This is a genomic window from Stenotrophomonas sp. SORGH_AS_0321 (genome assembly GCF_031453215.1).
Classification (GTDB): domain Bacteria; phylum Pseudomonadota; class Gammaproteobacteria; order Xanthomonadales; family Xanthomonadaceae; genus Stenotrophomonas; species Stenotrophomonas chelatiphaga.
This window is the reverse complement of the sequence record NZ_JAVIZG010000001.1, coordinates 3,161,173-3,176,792: the sequence shown is the minus strand read 5'-3', so window position 1 is coordinate 3,176,792 and position 15,620 is coordinate 3,161,173. Positions and strand designations below refer to the sequence as shown.

The window sequence follows — 15,620 nt, the reverse complement described above, 5'->3', positions numbered from 1 at the left end:
TGAAGCGGGTTACACTGCGCGGCTCGCCACCAAGGCCATGATTTTTCCCATGCTGCAGAAACTTCGCGACAAGACCTCGGGCTGGATCGTCACCGTGATCCTGGGGCTGCTGATGATCCCGTTCCTGTTCGTCATCGATAGCAGCTACCTCGGTGGCGTCGGTGCGCAGAACGTGGCCAAAGTATCGGCACCGCCGTCCTGGTGGTCCTCGGCACCGTCCTGGTGGCCGGCCCGCCTGCTGTGGAAGCACCACGAAATCACGTCGCAGGAATTCCGCGAGCGCTTCGAGCAGGAGCGCGCCCGCGTGCGCCAGCAGCAGGGTGAAGACTTCGATCCGCGCGCCTTTGAAAGCGCCGAGAACAAGCTCGCCGTGCTCGACCAGCTGATCGACGAACAGGTCGTGCGCCTGGCTGGCGAACAGTCCGGCGTGGTGATCGGCGATGCCGCCGTGCGCGAATACATCGCCACCATCCCGGCTTTCCTTGGCCCCGATGGCAAGTTCAACGGCGACCAGTACCGCATCGCGCTGGCCAGCGGCAATCCGCCGCGCACCCCGGCGATGTTCGAACAGCTGGTGCGCACCAGCCTGCAGCAGTCGATCATTCCCAGCGCGCTGCAGAACTCCGGCTTCGTCACCGAAGCCGAGACCGAGCGCCTGCTCAAGCTGCTGGGTGAAACCCGCGACGTCGAAATCGCCATGCTGCCCGAGCAGCCGGCCGACACCACACCGGTCACCGATGCGCAGATCAAGCAGTGGTATGACGCGCACACCAAGGACTTCCGCCAGGCCGAGTCGGTCAAGCTGGAATACGTGGAAATCAACGGCGCCACGCTGCCGGCACCGGCCGCGCCGGACGAAGCCAGCCTGCGCAAGCGCTACGACGAAGAGAAGGCACGCTTCGCCACGCCGGAACAGCGCCTGACCTCGCACATCCTGATCAGCACCGGCGACGGCGCTGAAGCCAAGGCGGCCAAGCTGGCTGCCGAAGCCAAGGCGGCAGGCGCCGACTTCGCCGCGCTGGCCAAGGCCAACTCCGATGACACCGGGTCCAAGGAGCAGGGCGGCGATCTCGGTTGGGTCGATCGCGGTGCGATGGTCAAGCCGTTCGAAGATGCCGTGTTCGCGGCCAAGGCCGGCGACATCATCGGCCCGGTCAAGACCGACTTCGGCTACCACGTGATCCAGGTTCGCGAAGTGCGCGGTGGTGAAGGACGTTCGTTCGAAGACGTGCGCGACCAGCTGATGGCCGAGCAGACCAAGGCCGATGGCGAGCGCGGTTACACCGAGCTGGCCGGCCGCGTGGTCGATGCGACCAACAAGAGCCCCAGCGACCTGGCCGCTGCCGCCAAGGCGGTGAACCTGCCGCTGCAGACCGTCGGTCCGTTCACCCGCCAGGATGCCACCGGCATCGCCGCCAACCCGGCCGTGCTGCGTGCTGCGTTCTCCGACATCCTGGTGCAGGACGGCACCTCCAGCGATCCGATCGCGCTGGACGACTCGGGTAACCACAGCGTGGTGATCCGCGTGGCCGAACATACCCCGGAGCAGGCCATCCCGCTGGAAAAGGCGCGCGAGCAGGTGATCGCCGCCGTGCACGCCGACCGCACCCGCCAGGCCGCCGAGAAGGCCGCCGATGCACTGCTGGCCAAGCTGAAGGGCGGCCAGACGCTGCAGGCGCTTGCTGAAAGCGAGAAGCTGCAGGTCAGCCCGATGCCGGGCCTGCCGCGCACCCAGCCGGTACCGACCGCGGAGATCAACCGCGCGGTGTTCGGTGCGGCGCTGCCGGCCGAAGGCAAGCCGAGCTACGGCAAGGTGGACGTGCAGGGTCGTGCGGTGGTGTTCGCGGTGACCAAGGTCACCCCGGGCGACGTCAAGGAAGTCACCGCCGAACAGCGCCAGCAGCTCAAGCAGCAGCTGAGCCAGATCGACGGCATGGCCGCGGCCGACGCCTTCGTCAAGTCGACCCGCAAGCGTTTCGTCGTACAGACCACCGAAGCCAACCTGTAAGGGTTGGCCGCGGCGGCAAACAAAAAGCCCGGCACTGCCGGGCTTTTTGTTGCGCGTTCCATCGGTAGCGCCAAGCCATGCCCGGCGTTGATGCCTGATGCAACGGCCCGCTGCGCTCGCCGACCGTGGGTCGGCGCTACCGAAGCACCTTGCCGACCGGTAGCGCCGAGCCATGCCCGGCGTTGATGCCTGATGCAACGGCCCGCTGCGCTCGCCGACCATGGGTCGGCGCTACCGAAGCACATTGCCGACCGGTAGGACCGAGCCATGCCCGGCGTTGATGCCTGATGCAACGGCCCGCTGCGCTCGCCGACCATGGGTCGGCGCTACCGAAGCACCTTGCCGACCGGTAGCGCCGAGCCATGCTCGGCGGACACCGAAGCACGTTGACGATCAGTCTTCGACGCGCAGCACCGCGCCGGGCTTCAGCACGGCCTTGCCGCTGAGCCCGTTCAGGCTGAGCAGCGCCTTGACCGGCATGCCGTAGCGGCGTGCGATGGTCCACGGCGATTCGCCGTTGCGCACGGTATGGCGGCGGTTGCGCGGGCGGTCTGCCGCGCTGACCACGCTGCGTGCTGCGGCCGGCGCCGGCTGGGCTGATGCAACGGCGACGGCTGGCATCGCAGCCTCATCCAGGCTGGCCACCATCGCCGACGCATCCACGGCAGGCGTGTTGACCGGTGCCAGCAGGCGCACCGGGGCGCTCTGCGGACGGCCACGGCCGCTGGCGGCCGGGTTCAGTCGGGCAATCCGCGCCGGGTCCAGCGAACGCTGGGCCGCCCATTGCTGCACGCTGGTGCCGGCCGGGAGGGTGTGGCTCTTCAGCACCGGCACGGTGCGGTCCAGCGAGGCCATCACCGACGGCTGCTCTTCCGCGTTTTCCAGCACGCAGGCCAGGGCATGCAGTTTTTCAACATAGGCGTGGGTGACCGGCGAAAGGCCCGGCAGCTCCGCCGGCACCGCGTTGGTGGCATTCATGCCGGCCTTGCGCAGGCCCTGCAGCACACGGTATTCGCCGGCGTTGTAGGCCATGGTGGCCAGGCGCCAGTCGCCGCCGAACATCCCGTGCAGGGTCTTCAGGTAGCGCACCGCGGCCTGGGTGGAATCCACCGCCGACAGACGGCCGTCATAGCCTTCGCTCATGGGCACGCGGTGGTTGCGCGCGGTAGTGGCAATGAACTGCCACAGGCCGGCCGGACCGGCCGCGCTGCGTGCGCTCGGGCGGTAGCCGCTTTCCACGAACGGAATCAGGGCGAACTCGGTGGGCAGGCTGGCTTTGCGCAGTTCTTCCACCACGTAGCCGAACAGCACCAGCGCATCATCGTTCTGGTTGGCCAGCCGGGCCGGCGCATGGGCGAACTGTTTCTGCCAGCGCGGGCTGGTGGCCTCCGCATCGCAGGTCGGTTCAGCCAGGCCTTCGCGGAAGCTGGCGAAGATGTCCTGGCCGTTGCGCACGCTGGGGGCGGGAAGGGTCGCTGCATCCAGCGGCAAGGCGGCGGCGCCGGCCAGGTTCTGGGTCAGGCCCGCACCCAAAGACTGCGCGTTGGCGGTTCCGGCAAGCCCCAGCATGATCCCCAGGGCGAGCGATGTACTTCGGCGCCTCATGCGCGAAAGCCGTCTTTCCAGTGCCGAAGTCCGGCCATCACCTCGACATCGTCGGTGATCTCCCGCCCCAGATGAGCCGACACCGCCGCACGGATGGGCGCGGTGTGGGTACGCAGGAACGGATTGCTTCGTAATTCGTCTGCCAACAGCACGGGCAGGGTAGAGCGGTCATCGCGGCGCATGGCCAGTGCCTCCTCATGGCGCTGCCTCAGGGCAGCGTTGGCGGGGTCGACATGCCGCGCGAAGACGGCATTTGACACGGTGTATTCGTGGGCACAGCAGACAAGCAGCTGGGCCGGCAGGGACGCCAGGCTGCGCATGGTGGCGAGCAGCTGGGACGGCGTACCTTCGAACAGGCGCCCACAGCCCAGGCTGAACAATGCATCTCCACTGAAAAGGTGTTCATCAGTGTGAAACGCGACATGGCTGAGGGTGTGCCCGGGCACGGATACTACGTGGAACGTCCGCCCCACTGCCTGAACGCGTTCACCATCGGCTACGCGCTCGGTCGCCATCGGAATGCGCGGTTCCTCTGGCGCAATCACCCTGATGCCGGGAAAACGCGCCTGCAGCGCGCCCACACCGCCGATGTGGTCGTCGTGGTGATGGGTGAGCAGGATTGCCTGCGGCCGCAGTCCGGCCTCGACCGCAGCCAGCACCGGCGCGGCATCGCCGGGATCGACGACCACGGCCGCGCCGTCGTCGCCGGCCAGGCACCAGATGTAATTGTCCGTCAATGCGGGCAGGGCAGTGAGTCGCATAGAATCGGACCATGCCCGCGCTGCAGAGCCTCCGTCAAGCGACACCCGAAACGTGGTTCGACAGCGAACCGGCGCAGCTGCTGTATCAGCTGGAGCAGCAGTTGCTGCTGCCGCAGCTGGCCGGACTGCCCGCGCAGCCGTGGTTGTGGATCAGCCCCAGCCCGCGCTGGCTGCAGGGCGCGGCGCTGGGCGGGCGTGGCCTGCGGCTGTACCGCGACGGCACCGGGTATGCCGGTGAAGCGCGCTGCGCGCTGCCGTTGCCGCTGCCCAATGAAAGCGTCCACGCCATCGTGCTGCAGCACGTGACTGCCGCCGATGCGGCGCTGCTGCTGGCCGAGTGTGATCGCGTGCTGATGCCCGGCGGCAAGCTGTTCCTGAGCAGCCTCAACCCGTTCAGCCCCTACCGCACCCAATGGCGGCGGCATGGCATGGTGGTGCGCACCCCGCAGCGCCTGCGCCAGCTGCTGGAGCAGGTCGGCCTGGAATGCGGGCCCACCCGTTACATCGGCCCGCTGTGGCCGTCCGGCGCGGGCGGCGGCACAATGGCGCCGCTGCGCGCGGCGTGTCTGTTCAGCGCCGAAAAGCGCACGTTTGCCTTGCCGGGGCCCACGCCCCTGAAGGTACGCTGGCAGGGGCCGATCGCCACCCCCGGCATGATCCGTTCGATCCTGGAAACGCATGAAAACCATTGAAGTACACACCGACGGCTCCTGCCTCGGTAACCCTGGCCCGGGCGGCTGGGCGGCCCTGCTGCGCTACAAGGCGCACGAACGCGAACTGAGCGGCGGCGAGCCCAACACCACCAACAACCGGATGGAGCTGATGGCCGCCATCTCCGGCCTGGAAGCGCTGAGCGAACCCTGCCAGATCGTGCTCTTCACCGATTCGCAGTACGTGCGCCAGGGCCTGACCGAATGGCTGCCCGGCTGGATCCGCAAGAACTGGAAGACCGCCGGCGGTTCGCCGGTGAAGAACCGCGAACTGTGGGAGCGCCTGCACGCGGCGACCCTGCGCCACCAGATCGACTGGCGCTGGGTGAAGGGCCACTCCGGCGACCCGGACAACGAACGCGTGGACGTGCTGGCGCGTGAAGCGGCCACCCGGGTGCGCGACACCGGCATGGCGGTAAACTGAGCCCATGCGTCAGATCATCCTGGATACCGAAACCACTGGCCTGGCCTGGCAGAAGGGCAACCGCGTCGTTGAAATCGGCTGCGTGGAGCTGTTCAAGCGCCGCCCCAGTGGCAACCATTACCACCAATATCTCAAGCCGGACGTCGACTTCGAACCCGGCGCGCAGGAAGTCACCGGGCTGACCCTGGATTTCCTGGCCGACAAGCCGGACTTCGCGCAGGTGGCCGAAGCCTTCCTGGCCTTCATCGACGGCGCCGAGCTGATCATCCACAACGCGGCCTTCGACCTGGGCTTCCTGGACAACGAACTGTCCAAGCTGGGGCCGCAGTTCGGCAAGATCACCGACCGCTGCACCGTGGTGGATACGCTGGCGCTGGCGCGCGAGCGTTTCCCCGGCCAGCGCAATTCGCTGGATGCGCTGTGCAAGCGGCTGGGCGTGGACAATTCGCACCGCCAGCTGCACGGCGCGCTGCTCGATGCGCAGATCCTCGGCGATGTGTACATCGCGCTGACCTCCGGCCAGGACGACCTTGGTTTCGACCTGGGCGAAGAGGGCAGTGCGGCGGCGCTGGCGCTGGCAGGGTTCGACCCGGCCAAGCTGCTGCCGCGCCCGCGCGTGCAGGCCACCGCATCGGAACTGGAAGCCCACGCCGCGCGCCTGGAGCGCCTGCGCAAGAAGGCCGGCCACGCCCTGTGGGATGGCCCGAAGCAGGAAGAGGCCGCCGTCGCCTGACGCCCGGCGTCGGCACTGCCTGTCGCTGACCACTGCCTCAGTGGCAGCGCACCAGCACCACGGTGATGTTGTCCGACCCGCCGCCATCCAGTGCGGCGGCCACCAGCGAATCCACGCATTCCTGCGCGCTGGTGTCATCGAAGGCCAGCGTGCGGGAAATCCCGCTGTCGTCCAGCTCTTCGGTGAGCCCGTCGCTGCACAGCAGCAGCTGCATGCCCGGGCGCAGCTCGCCGGCGGTGGTGGCCACGTTCAGATGCGCCGGATCGGTCACCCCCAATGCCTGGGTGACCACGTTGCGATGCGGGTGCGCGCGCGCCTGTTCCGGGGTCAGGTTGCCCTGGGCCAGCATCTCCTGCACCACGCTGTGGTCCTGGCTGAGCTGGGCCAGCTGCCCGTCGCGCCACAGGTAGGCCCGGCTGTCTCCGACCCACGCCACTTCGTAGCGGTTGCCCTGCACGCGGGCGGCCACCACGGTGGTGCCCATCGGCAGGGTGTCGTTGCGGCGGCGCGAGGCACGGATGATCTCCTCGTCCGCGGTGCGGATGGCCTGGGCCAGGGGCGCGCCGCGGCGGATCTCGCGCACGATGGTTTCGCGTGCCAGCGCACTGGCCACCTCGCCACAGGCGTGTCCGCCCATGCCATCGGCGACCAGCCACAGTGCCAGCTCACCGTCCCCGTAGTAGGTGTCTTCGTTCAGCGCGCGGCGCAGGCCGGGGTGGGTCAGGTGTCCGAATTCGATCATGGGGGAGCGCGCAGGAAAGGGGGATGCAGCAGGGAGAACGCCATCATCGCGGTGGGGCGGACATCCGACAAGCCGCGAAGTCAGCGCAGTTTCACTTTCTTGCTGGTGATGGCTTGTGAATATCCGCGCATCCTCGTATCATGCGCGTCCCCGGTACGCCGGGGGAACCGGAGAGGTGGCAGAGCGGTTGAATGTACCTGACTCGAAATCAGGCAGGCGTTTATAGCGCCTCGGGGGTTCGAATCCCCCCCTCTCCGCCAGACAAAAAGAAAAGGGCCACCCAACGGGTGGCCCTTTTCTTTTTTGCCTGGCCGAGCGGGGCAGGAGAGACCCCCCGCGGGGTTCGACGGTTCTGCAGGAGCAGAACCGGACAGCCGCAGGCTGGCCCCGTAGCGCAGCGCAGGGGCTGGGTGCACGGATGCACCCAGCAATCCCCCCCTCTCCGCCAGACAAAAAGAAAAGGGCCACCCAACGGGTGGCCCTTTTCTTTTTTGCCTGGCCGAGAGCGGGCAGGAGAGACCCCCGCGGGGTTCGACGGTTCTGCAGGAGCAGAACCGGACAGCCGAAGGCTGGCCCCGTAGCGCAGCGCAGGGGCTGGGTGCACGGATGCACCCAGCAATCCCCCCCTGCCGCGCGTAGCGCAGCGCCCTGCATTTACCAGCCCACCATCCCCCGCGCGCTATCATCTCCCTCTGCTTCCAGAGAGTGCTCCCATGACCGCTGAAATCCTCGTCCCCGTCGCCTTCGGCGAACTGCTCGACAAGATCTCCATCCTGCAGATCAAGTCCGAGCGCATCAGTGACGAGGCCAAGCTGACCAACGTGCGCACCGAGCTCTCCGCGCTGGAAAAGACCTGGATGGCCCACCCGGCCGGCGGCAAGGACGTGGCCCAGCTGCGTGCCGAGCTGAAGGCCGTCAACGAAGAGCTGTGGGACATCGAAGACAACATCCGCCTGCAGGACAAGGCCGGTGACTTCGGTGATGCCTTCGTCGCGCTGGCGCGCAGCGTCTACCTGCGCAACGACGAACGCGCGCGCATCAAGAAGGCGATCAACCTCGCGCTGGGTTCGGCGTATGTGGAAGAGAAGTCATACAAAGACTACCGCGCTGGCTGACAGCCCGGGTAGTGACGGCCGCTGGCCGTCATGCTTCAAGATTGACGGGTAGTGACGGCCGCTGGCCGTCATGCTTCCAGGGTGACGGCCAGCGGCCGTCACTACCGGGCCGTCACTGCCGGTCGGCGGCGTAGCGTTCGAACGCAGCGATACCGTCCTCCACGGTGATCAGTTCCATCACGTCGTCGAACTCGATCTTGGTACCCCATTTCAGCGCGCTGGCCGGCTTGCCCAGGTACTTGCGCGCCGCATCGTCATAGCGGTCCACGCAGTAGCGGCGGTCCGAATACGGCCCACTGCGGTGCGGATTGCTGGCCGCGTGCAGGCCCAGTACCTTGGTGCCCATCGCGTTGGCGATGTGCATCGGCCCGGAATCCGGGGTCATCACCAGCGCCGCGCGGGCCAGCAGGGCCGGCAACTGCTTCAGCGTGTCCTTGCCGACCAGGTCCAGCGCCGGCTGCACCAGCTGGGCCTGGATGGCGTCGGCGGTGCGCCGTTCCAGTTCGCTCCGGCCGCCGCACAGCACCACCCGCCACCCGCGCGCGCTGGCGTGGTTGGCTACCGCGGCGTAGCGCTCGGCATACCAGTTGCGGCGCTCATGGCTGGAACACGGGGAGATCATCAGCACCGGCCGCCCATCGTCCTGCCACTGCGCCTGCGCCCAGGCATGCGCCTGGTCCGGTACCGCCAGGTCCCAGCTGACCTCGGTCTGGGTCAGGCCCAGCGGCTCGCAGAAGCTGCCGATGGCATCCAGCACATGGATGCCGGGGCGGTCCGGGATGCGTTCGTTGATGAACAGCCCATGCAGATCCTTGGAGCGGCTGCGGTCATAACCGATCCGGCGACGGGCGGGTATGAAGGCCGACAATACGTTGGCCCGGAACGCCACCTGCATCTGCAGCAGGGCATCGAAGCGCTCGGCCGGAAGCTCCGCGCGCAGGGCCTTCATGCCCGCCAGCCCGGTCTTCTTGTCGTAGGCGTGGAAGGTCACTCCGGGCAGCCCGTCCAGCAGTTTCAAGCCGACCTTGTCGATCACCCAGTGGATCGGGATGCCCGGCCGCGCGGCCTGCAGCGTGCGTACCAGCGGCACAACATGGGTCACGTCGCCCAGCGCGGACAAACGCAAAAGGCACAGGGAAGGGGACGGTGATGCCATGGTGTTGTTAGACTCGAAGGAATGGTCGCATTCGACGCCAATGAAGCGCTGACGCCTTGCCGTGATGGTCGCGGGATGGGTGCCATTCTGTTCGACCGCGAACGGCTGCGGCAAGCCGACGCCAGTCTGTTCTCGCCCCAGCACTGGGGAGAGCGGGCGCGGCCGGTGGGCGAGGGCGGCCGCGGCAGTGCCTGGTTCATCGACGCGCCGTTCGGCCCCAGCGTGCTGCGGCACTACCTGCGCGGTGGCCTGGTGGCCAAGCTGAGCCGCGACAGGTACCTGTGGCGCGGCTCGCAGCACACCCGCAGCTTCGCCGAATTCCGGCTGATGCGCGCCCTGCGTGAACTCAAGCTGCCGGTGCCACGGCCCATCGCTGCGTATTACATGCGCGAAGGCCTGCGTTACCGCTGCGCGATCCTGATGGAGCGCATCGAAGACGTCCGCTCGCTGGCCGACCGTGCCCTGGTCGCCGGTCGCGGCGCGCCGTGGGAAGAAACCGGCCGCCTGATTGCGCGCTTCCATCGCGCCGGGCTGGACCACGCCGACCTCAACGCGCACAACATCCTGTTCGATGGCAACGGGCATGGTTGGCTGATCGACTTCGATCGGGGCGTGCAGCGCATCCCGGCGACCGCCTGGCGCGAGCGCAATCTCAAGCGCCTGCTGCGTTCACTGCTGAAACTGCGCGGCGAGCGCAGCACCGATGACGTGGAAAAAGATTTCGCCCGCCTGCGCCGTGCCTACGACCTGGCGTGGAACCGGGGAACCTGATGGACTGGTCGCTGCGTTTCCTCGGCGTCGGCAATGCCTCGGCGGTGGAGCTGGGTTCGCCGATGTCGGTGATCGAACGCGATGGCCGGCCGTGGCTGACCATCGACTGCGGCGGCGAAGGACTGACCGCGTTCCAGGCGCACTACGGCCACATGCCGCAGGCGCTGTTCGTCACCCATGTGCACCTGGACCACGTCGCAGGCTTCGAGCGCCTGTTCGTGGATACCTTCTTCAGCGCGCAGCGCCGCGGCAAGGTGCGGCTGTATGTGCCGGCGCCGGTAGTGCCGCTGCTGCACAAACGCATCGGCGATTACCCGAACGTGCTGGCCGAGGGTGGCGCCAACTTCTGGGATGCCTTCCAGCTGATCGTGGTCGGTGATGCGTTCTGGCACGAGGGGGTGCGGCTGGAGGTATTCCCCGCGCGCCACCACTGGCCGGAGACGGCCTATGGGCTGCGCCTGAAAGGCGCGCTGACCTGGAGCGGGGATACCCGCCCGATCCCGGAAATGCTCGCGCGCTTTGCCGATGACAACGAACTGATCGCCCATGACTGCGGGCTGCACGGCAACCCGTCGCACACCGGCGTGGATGACCTGGAGCGCGAATACAGCGCGGCACTGCAGGCGCGGATGATGCTCTACCACTACGCCAGCGTGGCCGACGGCGAAGCACTGCGCGCGCGCGGCCACCGCGTTGCGATGCCGGGCGAATGCGTGCCGCTGGCAGCGCCGACGGCGATGCAGGCGCCCTGACGCGCGCTACGAACAGGCAGCGCCGAGCCGTGCTCGGCGGCGGGATTTTTCCGGGATTGCGGGAACTGACGCAGGCCGCGCTTCGCGCTCGCCGGGCATGGCTATGCCGGTCTTCCTGACCGGCACCCTTCGGGCCGTCGCAAGCGACGTTGGCAGCGGCGCCTGCCGCAGCCTTCGGCGCTGCAAGGGTGGGGCTGAAAAGGTGGCGACCCCGCCGGCTGACCTCGGCGCCCGCGTCGATCGATACCGTTGCTGCCTTCCGGCCCTGGCGGGATTTTCGATCTAGCGTCGCGAGGGGCCGACGGGGCCACCATAGAGACGTGGTCACCTTGCTGGCGACCTGTCACGGCCATGGGCCGCAGCGCGAAGCGCCTGGAACCCGGTCCGGACTGCACATCGCTGGGCGACGGCAGGCGCGCATTCTAGCGCATGCGTGCCTGCGTTAGCCAGCACGCACTCAGCGATGTTCCCCTGCACCACGACAATGGATTGGCTGACTTCCGGCGCTGCGCCCCATGCCTACGCTTAACACGGTGCTCGCGCCTGTGTTCGATACGATACGTATCGTATGGGATGGTGTATGGTGGGATTCAACGAAGCCAAGCAACAGGTGATCCGAGACCTGCAGGCGGGCAACTTCTTGCACGAAGTCCGCCGCGACATCAGCAGCAAGAATCTGCTGCTGACCGGGCGTATCGGCGCCTCGGAACTAGCCGCAATTCTCAAGCGTGCGCGGGGGCAGGATCACCGCAGTTCGCCCCACCACAGGGATGCTGGCATCCGGGTGCACGAGATCCTCACCGGTGGCTGGTACGTGAAGTTCTACTTCCTTTCCGATACGACGTTCATCAGCGTTCACCGACAAGAGTCCACACGGCCATGAAGCTCTACCGCGAAGAAGGGGATCACAGGGAGGCCCTATGTCATCAGGACGGTCGGGTCACCGCGACCTTTGAATACCGTGACGTGCCGTTCTCTGATGGGCGCGCGATCGCGCGCGACATTCTGGTGGGGCGGTGCGACACCTGCGGTGATGTGATCCTTGTCCCGGCCCAGTCAACGCCGGCGGTGGCCAATGCGCGTTCGGCGCAGCAGTGCTCGTTCGAGGTCAACGTGCCATCAGTGTTCGTTGAAATGCTGGATGCCGCTGCCGCCCGCATCACGCCCCTGGCGACGCCTGACTTCCGCAAACGGTTGTTCTTCTTCTACGTAAACCGCTACGCGCACGGCCAGGAGACATCAGCCGGGCTCGCGACGCTGGCCAAACGATCGGCAGAGCTGGAGGCGGGCGGGCCGGCCAAGCGGTTGTCGATGAAGTTGAGTGCCTTCGCCAATGAGCGCATCGAGACGGTCCTGCAGCGCTCCTCGTTGACCAGGACCGAACTGATCAAATGCGTCGCATTGAAGGTGGGCGACGATATCGTCGCGCCGGAGCGACCACGGCACATAGGTCAGCTGACCGTGCTTGCCGACATCCTGTATGCCTGATCTGCATGAATCCGTTGTAACCACGGAAGGCCCCACGTGGGGCGGTGATCCTGCTGTTGCTAGAATCCACCCCGGAGGAACGGCCTCCCCCATACCGGGTTGAAATGTCCAGGACGGCCTGGCCCCTGCAAAGGAGGCCGCCATGGCCTGGATCTACCTTCTGTTCGCCGGCCTGCTGGAAATTGTCTGGGCCGTTTCGATGAAACAGTCCGAAGGCTTCAGCAAGCTCACCCCCACGCTCATCACGCTGGTTGGCATGGTTGCCAGCTTCTGGCTGCTGGCCGTGGCCATGCGCAGCCTGCCGCTGGGCACCGCGTATACCATCTGGACCGGCATCGGCGCGGTCGGTGCATTCGTGGTGGGCATCGTGTTCCTGGGCGAGCAGGTCAGTGCGATGCGCATCGGCGCGGCCGTGCTGATCGTGTGTGGACTGGTGCTGATGAAGCTGTCCAGCAGTTGATGCGCGACAAGGTGATGGCGGGGCGTCACGCGCTCCGCTTCACCACCGCGAGCAGGGTCAGCAGCAGTTCGTCGCAGGCCTGCGCCTTGCTGATATCGGCATCGGCTGCGGCCTGCGACAACGTATCGGCAGCGCCGAGCACCGCCCACATGCCGGCAGCCGCAACCCCTCCCGGGCCTGCGAAAGGAGCAAAAATGCGCTGGCATTTTTCGATGAACGCCTGCTGGTAGCGGCGCTTCACCGCCTGCAGCTCCGGTGAGCCGCCCAGCGCGGCGACGACCGCGGAGATTTCCTGTCCCTGGGTCAGCACGCACTCGACGTAGCTGGTGGCAACCACGCGCGCTTTTTCCGGCAGCGTGTCGCGCGCCGCATCGACGGCGGCATCGAACACAACTGTCTGCCTCACGTCGTAATCTTCGTACAGCGCGGCGAGCAGGCCATTGCGGGTGCCGAAGTGATCGTAGGCGACCGGCTTGGTGACGCCTGCCGCGTCGGCCAGCCGCGCCAAGGTCAGTTGGTCGGTGCCTTCTTCGCTGATCAGCGCCCACGCCACATCAAGCAGTTGGCGTGTGCGTTGTTCGCGCGGCAGGCGACGGCGCGCACTCGGCGTGGTGGCGGCAGGGTGCTTTGGCAACGACTCAGTCCTCGGGGTTGGCGATGCGGCGTCCAAGCGCAAAAGCGGTGTCCAGGTGCGCGGCCGGGAAGCCGGGATCCGATGCGAGCAGGCGCGTAGAACCGGCAACCGTCGCACCACAGTAGTCGAAAATGCCGTGGTCGATCTGGGTCGTCATGGCCTTGGCGTAACCGTGGCGTTCGATCATTCCCGCGTCGGCGCCGCCATTGGCGACCAGGTGTACCCGCAGGCGCTGCAGTTTCTTCAGCACCTTTCCGTCGGGACTCTCGTCGTAGGCCCAGCCGTTGGTGAAAACACGGTCGATCCAACCTTTCAGCAGCGCGGGGAACGACCACCAGTAAAGGGGGTAGACCAGCACCAGCGTATCGGCGCGGTCCAGCCGCTCATGTTCCCGGGCCACGTCATCGGGGGCGGCGGCCCGCTTTTCGAAATGGGCGATGTCGGCCATGTTGAACACCGGGTCGAAGCGTTCCGCGGACAGGTCTGCGATCTCGACGCTGGCGCTGGGATCGGCGTGCATGATGCCCTCTGCCACCCGCTTGGCAATGGCGTGGGTGAGAGCGTCCGGATTGGTGTGGGGAACCACGATGAGCGTATGCATGGATAGCCTTCAGTTAGTTACTGTAAGTAACTTACTATAAGTAGATATCAATGCCGCGACAGTCCCTCTGGTGGAACGCTGCCACCTCATCCGGTCCCGGTTTTGCGCGCAATAGGCCGGTAGCCCTGCCATTCCGGGCGCGGCGGCTTGCCGGATCCGTTGGGCCGCAGATGCACGTGCAGCTCGCCGAATGCGCCGAGGGCCAGGCAGTTGTCGACCTTGCGCAGATCATCCTTGTGCAGTTGCCGCGCGCCCTGCAGCAGGCTGCGCCGTGCCTTCGCCTTGGCGCCTGCGGCATCGGCTGCCACGAACAGGTCGAACGCATGCAACTCGGCCAGGCTGTCCTCGCGATAGCCGCCCATGTTGACGAAGAACAGCGTGAGTCCGGACGGGTCGGGCCCGGGCGCGAGATGGACGTCGAAGCCATCGGCCCAGTCGATGACGCTGTAGCCGTCCAGGTGCAGGCTGCCGGGGTCGCCGAACCAGGCTTCGCGCAGGGCAGGGTAGGCGTCCTGCACGCGCCGCACGGCAGCGAATTGCACGTCGTGCAGTTCGATGTTGGCGCGGCCTGCGGTGCCGCCGACGTAGAACTGGTAAAGCCTCGGGCTGGACGACGGGTCAGGGGGCATGCGGTACACGGAGGGGGAAGGGCTGGCCAGCGTAGCAAGGCCGGTATGGCAGGGCACAATGCGTTGTTCGCAGGATGCCAATGCACGCGCAGGTAGTGTCGGGTGATCCCCCATTACGCGAGGACTGCCGATGCTGTTTTCACCCGATACCGCCCTGCAGCGCCGTGCGCCGACCCACCTGCTGCACATCGTCGGGTCGGCAGCGGCGCTGTGCCTGATGACCGCATGCACGGCACAGGCGCCGGCGCCTGCAGCCCCCGTTGCAGCGGACCCTGCACCCGTGGCGGCCGATGGCGGGCATCCAGCCGACACAGCGGCCCCGGCGCCGGAGCGCCCGATGGACGAGGTGCCGCGCGAGGAGGCGACCGCGTCGGGCGAGCGTTCGTACCGCTTCGCCAACGGCTGCGTGGTGGTGGTCGAAGCCAAGCGAGCGGTGGTCAAGCAGGAGGGGCCGCAATGCCAGTCGCACCATCGGGACATCGCGCTGTTGTACGCGTCGGGGGATTGAGGGCCGCGGGGATTGCTGGGTGCATCCCTGCACCCAGCCCCTACGCTGCGCTTCGGGGCCAGCCTTCGGCTGTCCGGATCTGCTCCTGCAGATCCGTCGAACCCCGGGTCTTCTCATCTGCCACTCTCCCTACCAGGCAAATAAAAAGGGCCGCCCGATGGGCAGCCCTTTTCATTTGTCTGGCGGAGAGAGGGGGATTGCTGGGTGCATCCCTGCACCCAGCCCCTACGCTGCGCTTCGGGGCCAGCCTTCGGCTGTCCGGATCTGCTCCTGCAGATCCGTCGAACCCCGGGGCTTCTCATCTGCCGCTCTGTCCATCAGGCAAATAAAAAGGGCCGCCCGATGGGCAGCCCTTTTCATTTGTCTGGCGGAGAGAGGGGGATTCGAACCCCCGAAGCGCGGTTTAGACGCTTACACACTTTCCAGGCGTGCTCCTTCAACCGCTCGGACACCTCTCCGGATTCCCCTGCGGAACGACAATGCCGTTGCAGGGGCCGCAGATTCTAGCTGGCTGCGCGGCAGG

General features: G+C 66.9%; 18 protein-coding genes, 2 tRNA genes and 1 other RNA gene. 12 read left to right on the top strand and 9 right to left on the bottom strand.

Annotated elements, in window-relative coordinates; genetic code table 11:
- The first annotated feature begins 49 nt into the window (after positions 1–49).
- The gene (locus tag QE373_RS14270) at positions 50–2,008 is read left to right on the top strand and encodes a peptidyl-prolyl cis-trans isomerase (protein ID WP_309687707.1); all 1,959 of its coding nucleotides are present in this window, start codon (positions 50–52) and stop codon (positions 2,006–2,008) included.
- A gap of 393 nt (positions 2,009–2,401) precedes the next feature.
- Here the strand turns inward: QE373_RS14270 and QE373_RS14265 are convergent, their stop codons facing one another.
- Both QE373_RS14265 and gloB read right to left on the bottom strand, forming a co-directional pair.
- The gene (locus QE373_RS14265; RefSeq protein ID WP_309687705.1) at positions 2,402–3,613 is read right to left on the bottom strand and encodes a transglycosylase SLT domain-containing protein; all 1,212 of its coding nucleotides are present in this window, start codon (positions 3,611–3,613) and stop codon (positions 2,402–2,404) included.
- On the bottom strand, positions 3,610–4,374 hold the full coding sequence (gloB, locus tag QE373_RS14260) for a hydroxyacylglutathione hydrolase (RefSeq protein WP_309687703.1): 765 nt from the start codon (positions 4,372–4,374) through the stop codon (positions 3,610–3,612). The genes QE373_RS14265 and gloB overlap by 4 nt, the downstream gene beginning before the upstream one ends.
- 11 nt (positions 4,375–4,385) lie before the next feature.
- Between gloB and QE373_RS14255 the strand changes: the two genes are divergently transcribed.
- From QE373_RS14255 to dnaQ, 3 genes are read left to right on the top strand one after another with little or no spacing between them, the layout of a single operon-like run.
- Positions 4,386–5,066: a hypothetical protein gene (locus tag QE373_RS14255; RefSeq protein WP_309687701.1), complete on the top strand. Its 681-nt coding sequence runs from the start codon at positions 4,386–4,388 to the stop codon at positions 5,064–5,066.
- Entirely contained in the window at positions 5,053–5,508 is a 456-nt protein-coding gene (gene rnhA / locus QE373_RS14250) for a ribonuclease HI (protein WP_057506972.1), read from the top strand. The genes QE373_RS14255 and rnhA overlap by 14 nt, the downstream gene beginning before the upstream one ends.
- Positions 5,509–5,512: 4 nt before the next feature.
- The gene (gene dnaQ, locus QE373_RS14245; protein WP_057506971.1) at positions 5,513–6,241 is read left to right on the top strand and encodes a DNA polymerase III subunit epsilon; all 729 of its coding nucleotides are present in this window, start codon (positions 5,513–5,515) and stop codon (positions 6,239–6,241) included.
- A 37-nt stretch (positions 6,242–6,278) separates the two neighbouring features.
- Here the strand turns inward: dnaQ and QE373_RS14240 are convergent, their stop codons facing one another.
- Entirely contained in the window at positions 6,279–6,983 is a 705-nt protein-coding gene (locus QE373_RS14240; protein ID WP_309687693.1) for a protein phosphatase 2C domain-containing protein, read from the bottom strand.
- Positions 6,984–7,152: 169 nt separating this feature from the next.
- On the opposite strand from QE373_RS14240, the gene QE373_RS14235 reads away from it, so the two are divergent.
- Together QE373_RS14235 and QE373_RS14230 are read left to right on the top strand one after the other, a co-directional pair.
- A tRNA-Ser gene (locus QE373_RS14235) sits at positions 7,153–7,243 on the top strand.
- Between the two features lie 453 nt (positions 7,244–7,696).
- Complete coding sequence (locus tag QE373_RS14230; RefSeq protein ID WP_309687690.1) at positions 7,697–8,098, top strand: DUF6165 family protein; 402 nt, start codon at positions 7,697–7,699, stop codon at positions 8,096–8,098.
- A 112-nt stretch (positions 8,099–8,210) separates the two neighbouring features.
- Here QE373_RS14230 and QE373_RS14225 read toward each other — a convergent pair whose 3' ends face one another.
- Positions 8,211–9,254, bottom strand: a complete 1,044-nt coding sequence (locus QE373_RS14225) for a glycosyltransferase family 9 protein (RefSeq protein ID WP_309687687.1) — start codon at positions 9,252–9,254, stop codon at positions 8,211–8,213.
- A gap of 21 nt (positions 9,255–9,275) precedes the next feature.
- Between QE373_RS14225 and QE373_RS14220 the strand changes: the two genes are divergently transcribed.
- The gene (locus QE373_RS14220) at positions 9,276–10,025 is read left to right on the top strand and encodes a 3-deoxy-D-manno-octulosonic acid kinase (RefSeq protein WP_123700539.1); all 750 of its coding nucleotides are present in this window, start codon (positions 9,276–9,278) and stop codon (positions 10,023–10,025) included.
- Positions 10,025–10,777: an MBL fold metallo-hydrolase gene (locus QE373_RS14215; RefSeq protein ID WP_309687685.1), complete on the top strand. Its 753-nt coding sequence runs from the start codon at positions 10,025–10,027 to the stop codon at positions 10,775–10,777. Before QE373_RS14220 ends, QE373_RS14215 begins: the two co-directional genes overlap by 1 nt.
- A 208-nt stretch (positions 10,778–10,985) precedes the next feature.
- Here the strand turns inward: QE373_RS14215 and ffs are convergent.
- An RNA gene (ffs, locus tag QE373_RS14210) (signal recognition particle sRNA small type) lies at positions 10,986–11,082 on the bottom strand.
- Between the two features lie 275 nt (positions 11,083–11,357).
- Between ffs and QE373_RS14205 the strand changes: the two genes are divergently transcribed.
- The 3 genes from QE373_RS14205 to QE373_RS14195 all read left to right on the top strand — a co-directional run bounded on the left by QE373_RS14205 (position 11,358) and on the right by QE373_RS14195 (position 12,725).
- On the top strand, positions 11,358–11,660 hold the full coding sequence (locus QE373_RS14205; RefSeq protein ID WP_309687684.1) for a hypothetical protein: 303 nt from the start codon (positions 11,358–11,360) through the stop codon (positions 11,658–11,660).
- The gene (locus tag QE373_RS14200) at positions 11,657–12,265 is read left to right on the top strand and encodes a hypothetical protein (RefSeq protein WP_309687683.1); all 609 of its coding nucleotides are present in this window, start codon (positions 11,657–11,659) and stop codon (positions 12,263–12,265) included. Before QE373_RS14205 ends, QE373_RS14200 begins: the two co-directional genes overlap by 4 nt.
- 142 nt (positions 12,266–12,407) lie before the next feature.
- Positions 12,408–12,725, top strand: coding sequence for a multidrug efflux SMR transporter (locus QE373_RS14195; protein WP_123700541.1), 318 nt, complete (start codon positions 12,408–12,410; stop codon positions 12,723–12,725).
- A 25-nt stretch (positions 12,726–12,750) separates the two neighbouring features.
- Here QE373_RS14195 and QE373_RS14190 read toward each other — a convergent pair whose 3' ends face one another.
- The 3 genes from QE373_RS14190 to QE373_RS14180 all read right to left on the bottom strand — a co-directional run bounded on the left by QE373_RS14190 (position 12,751) and on the right by QE373_RS14180 (position 14,670).
- Positions 12,751–13,359, bottom strand: a complete 609-nt coding sequence (locus QE373_RS14190) for a TetR/AcrR family transcriptional regulator (protein ID WP_309687681.1) — start codon at positions 13,357–13,359, stop codon at positions 12,751–12,753.
- A gap of 4 nt (positions 13,360–13,363) precedes the next feature.
- Positions 13,364–13,960: an NAD(P)H-dependent oxidoreductase gene (locus tag QE373_RS14185; protein WP_309687679.1), complete on the bottom strand. Its 597-nt coding sequence runs from the start codon at positions 13,958–13,960 to the stop codon at positions 13,364–13,366.
- Between the two features lie 86 nt (positions 13,961–14,046).
- Positions 14,047–14,670, bottom strand: a complete 624-nt coding sequence (locus QE373_RS14180) for a DUF1543 domain-containing protein (protein WP_309687676.1) — start codon at positions 14,668–14,670, stop codon at positions 14,047–14,049.
- Positions 14,671–14,719: 49 nt separating this feature from the next.
- Here QE373_RS14180 and QE373_RS14175 point away from each other — a divergent pair, with 49 nt between their 5' ends.
- A complete protein-coding gene (locus tag QE373_RS14175; protein ID WP_309687673.1) occupies positions 14,720–15,097 on the top strand; it encodes a hypothetical protein in 378 nt (125 codons plus the stop codon).
- 365 nt (positions 15,098–15,462) lie between these two features.
- On the opposite strand, the gene QE373_RS14170 is transcribed toward QE373_RS14175, so the two are convergent.
- Positions 15,463–15,555: transfer RNA gene (locus QE373_RS14170), tRNA-Ser, on the bottom strand.
- Positions 15,556–15,620: the final 65 nt, after the last annotated feature.

What these genes read in the sequence shown, in the direction of transcription:
- QE373_RS14230 (WP_309687690.1), top strand. Translation starts at nt 7,697, where the DNA reads ATGACCGCTGAAATCCTCGTCCCCGTCGCCTTCGGCGAACTGCTCGAC.
- QE373_RS14220 (WP_123700539.1), top strand. Translation starts at nt 9,276, where the DNA reads ATGGTCGCATTCGACGCCAATGAAGCGCTGACGCCTTGCCGTGATGGT.
- QE373_RS14195 (WP_123700541.1), top strand. Translation starts at nt 12,408, where the DNA reads ATGGCCTGGATCTACCTTCTGTTCGCCGGCCTGCTGGAAATTGTCTGG.
- dnaQ (WP_057506971.1), top strand. Translation starts at nt 5,513, where the DNA reads ATGCGTCAGATCATCCTGGATACCGAAACCACTGGCCTGGCCTGGCAG.
- QE373_RS14225 (WP_309687687.1), bottom strand. Translation starts at nt 9,254, where the DNA reads ATGGCATCACCGTCCCCTTCCCTGTGCCTTTTGCGTTTGTCCGCGCTG.
- rnhA (WP_057506972.1), top strand. Translation starts at nt 5,053, where the DNA reads ATGAAAACCATTGAAGTACACACCGACGGCTCCTGCCTCGGTAACCCT.
- QE373_RS14175 (WP_309687673.1), top strand. Translation starts at nt 14,720, where the DNA reads ATGCTGTTTTCACCCGATACCGCCCTGCAGCGCCGTGCGCCGACCCAC.
- QE373_RS14255 (WP_309687701.1), top strand. Translation starts at nt 4,386, where the DNA reads ATGCCCGCGCTGCAGAGCCTCCGTCAAGCGACACCCGAAACGTGGTTC.
- QE373_RS14185 (WP_309687679.1), bottom strand. Translation starts at nt 13,960, where the DNA reads ATGCATACGCTCATCGTGGTTCCCCACACCAATCCGGACGCTCTCACC.
- QE373_RS14200 (WP_309687683.1), top strand. Translation starts at nt 11,657, where the DNA reads ATGAAGCTCTACCGCGAAGAAGGGGATCACAGGGAGGCCCTATGTCAT.
- gloB (WP_309687703.1), bottom strand. Translation starts at nt 4,374, where the DNA reads ATGCGACTCACTGCCCTGCCCGCATTGACGGACAATTACATCTGGTGC.
- QE373_RS14205 (WP_309687684.1), top strand. Translation starts at nt 11,358, where the DNA reads ATGGTGGGATTCAACGAAGCCAAGCAACAGGTGATCCGAGACCTGCAG.
- QE373_RS14265 (WP_309687705.1), bottom strand. Translation starts at nt 3,613, where the DNA reads ATGAGGCGCCGAAGTACATCGCTCGCCCTGGGGATCATGCTGGGGCTT.
- QE373_RS14215 (WP_309687685.1), top strand. Translation starts at nt 10,025, where the DNA reads ATGGACTGGTCGCTGCGTTTCCTCGGCGTCGGCAATGCCTCGGCGGTG.
- QE373_RS14270 (WP_309687707.1), top strand. Translation starts at nt 50, where the DNA reads ATGCTGCAGAAACTTCGCGACAAGACCTCGGGCTGGATCGTCACCGTG.
- QE373_RS14240 (WP_309687693.1), bottom strand. Translation starts at nt 6,983, where the DNA reads ATGATCGAATTCGGACACCTGACCCACCCCGGCCTGCGCCGCGCGCTG.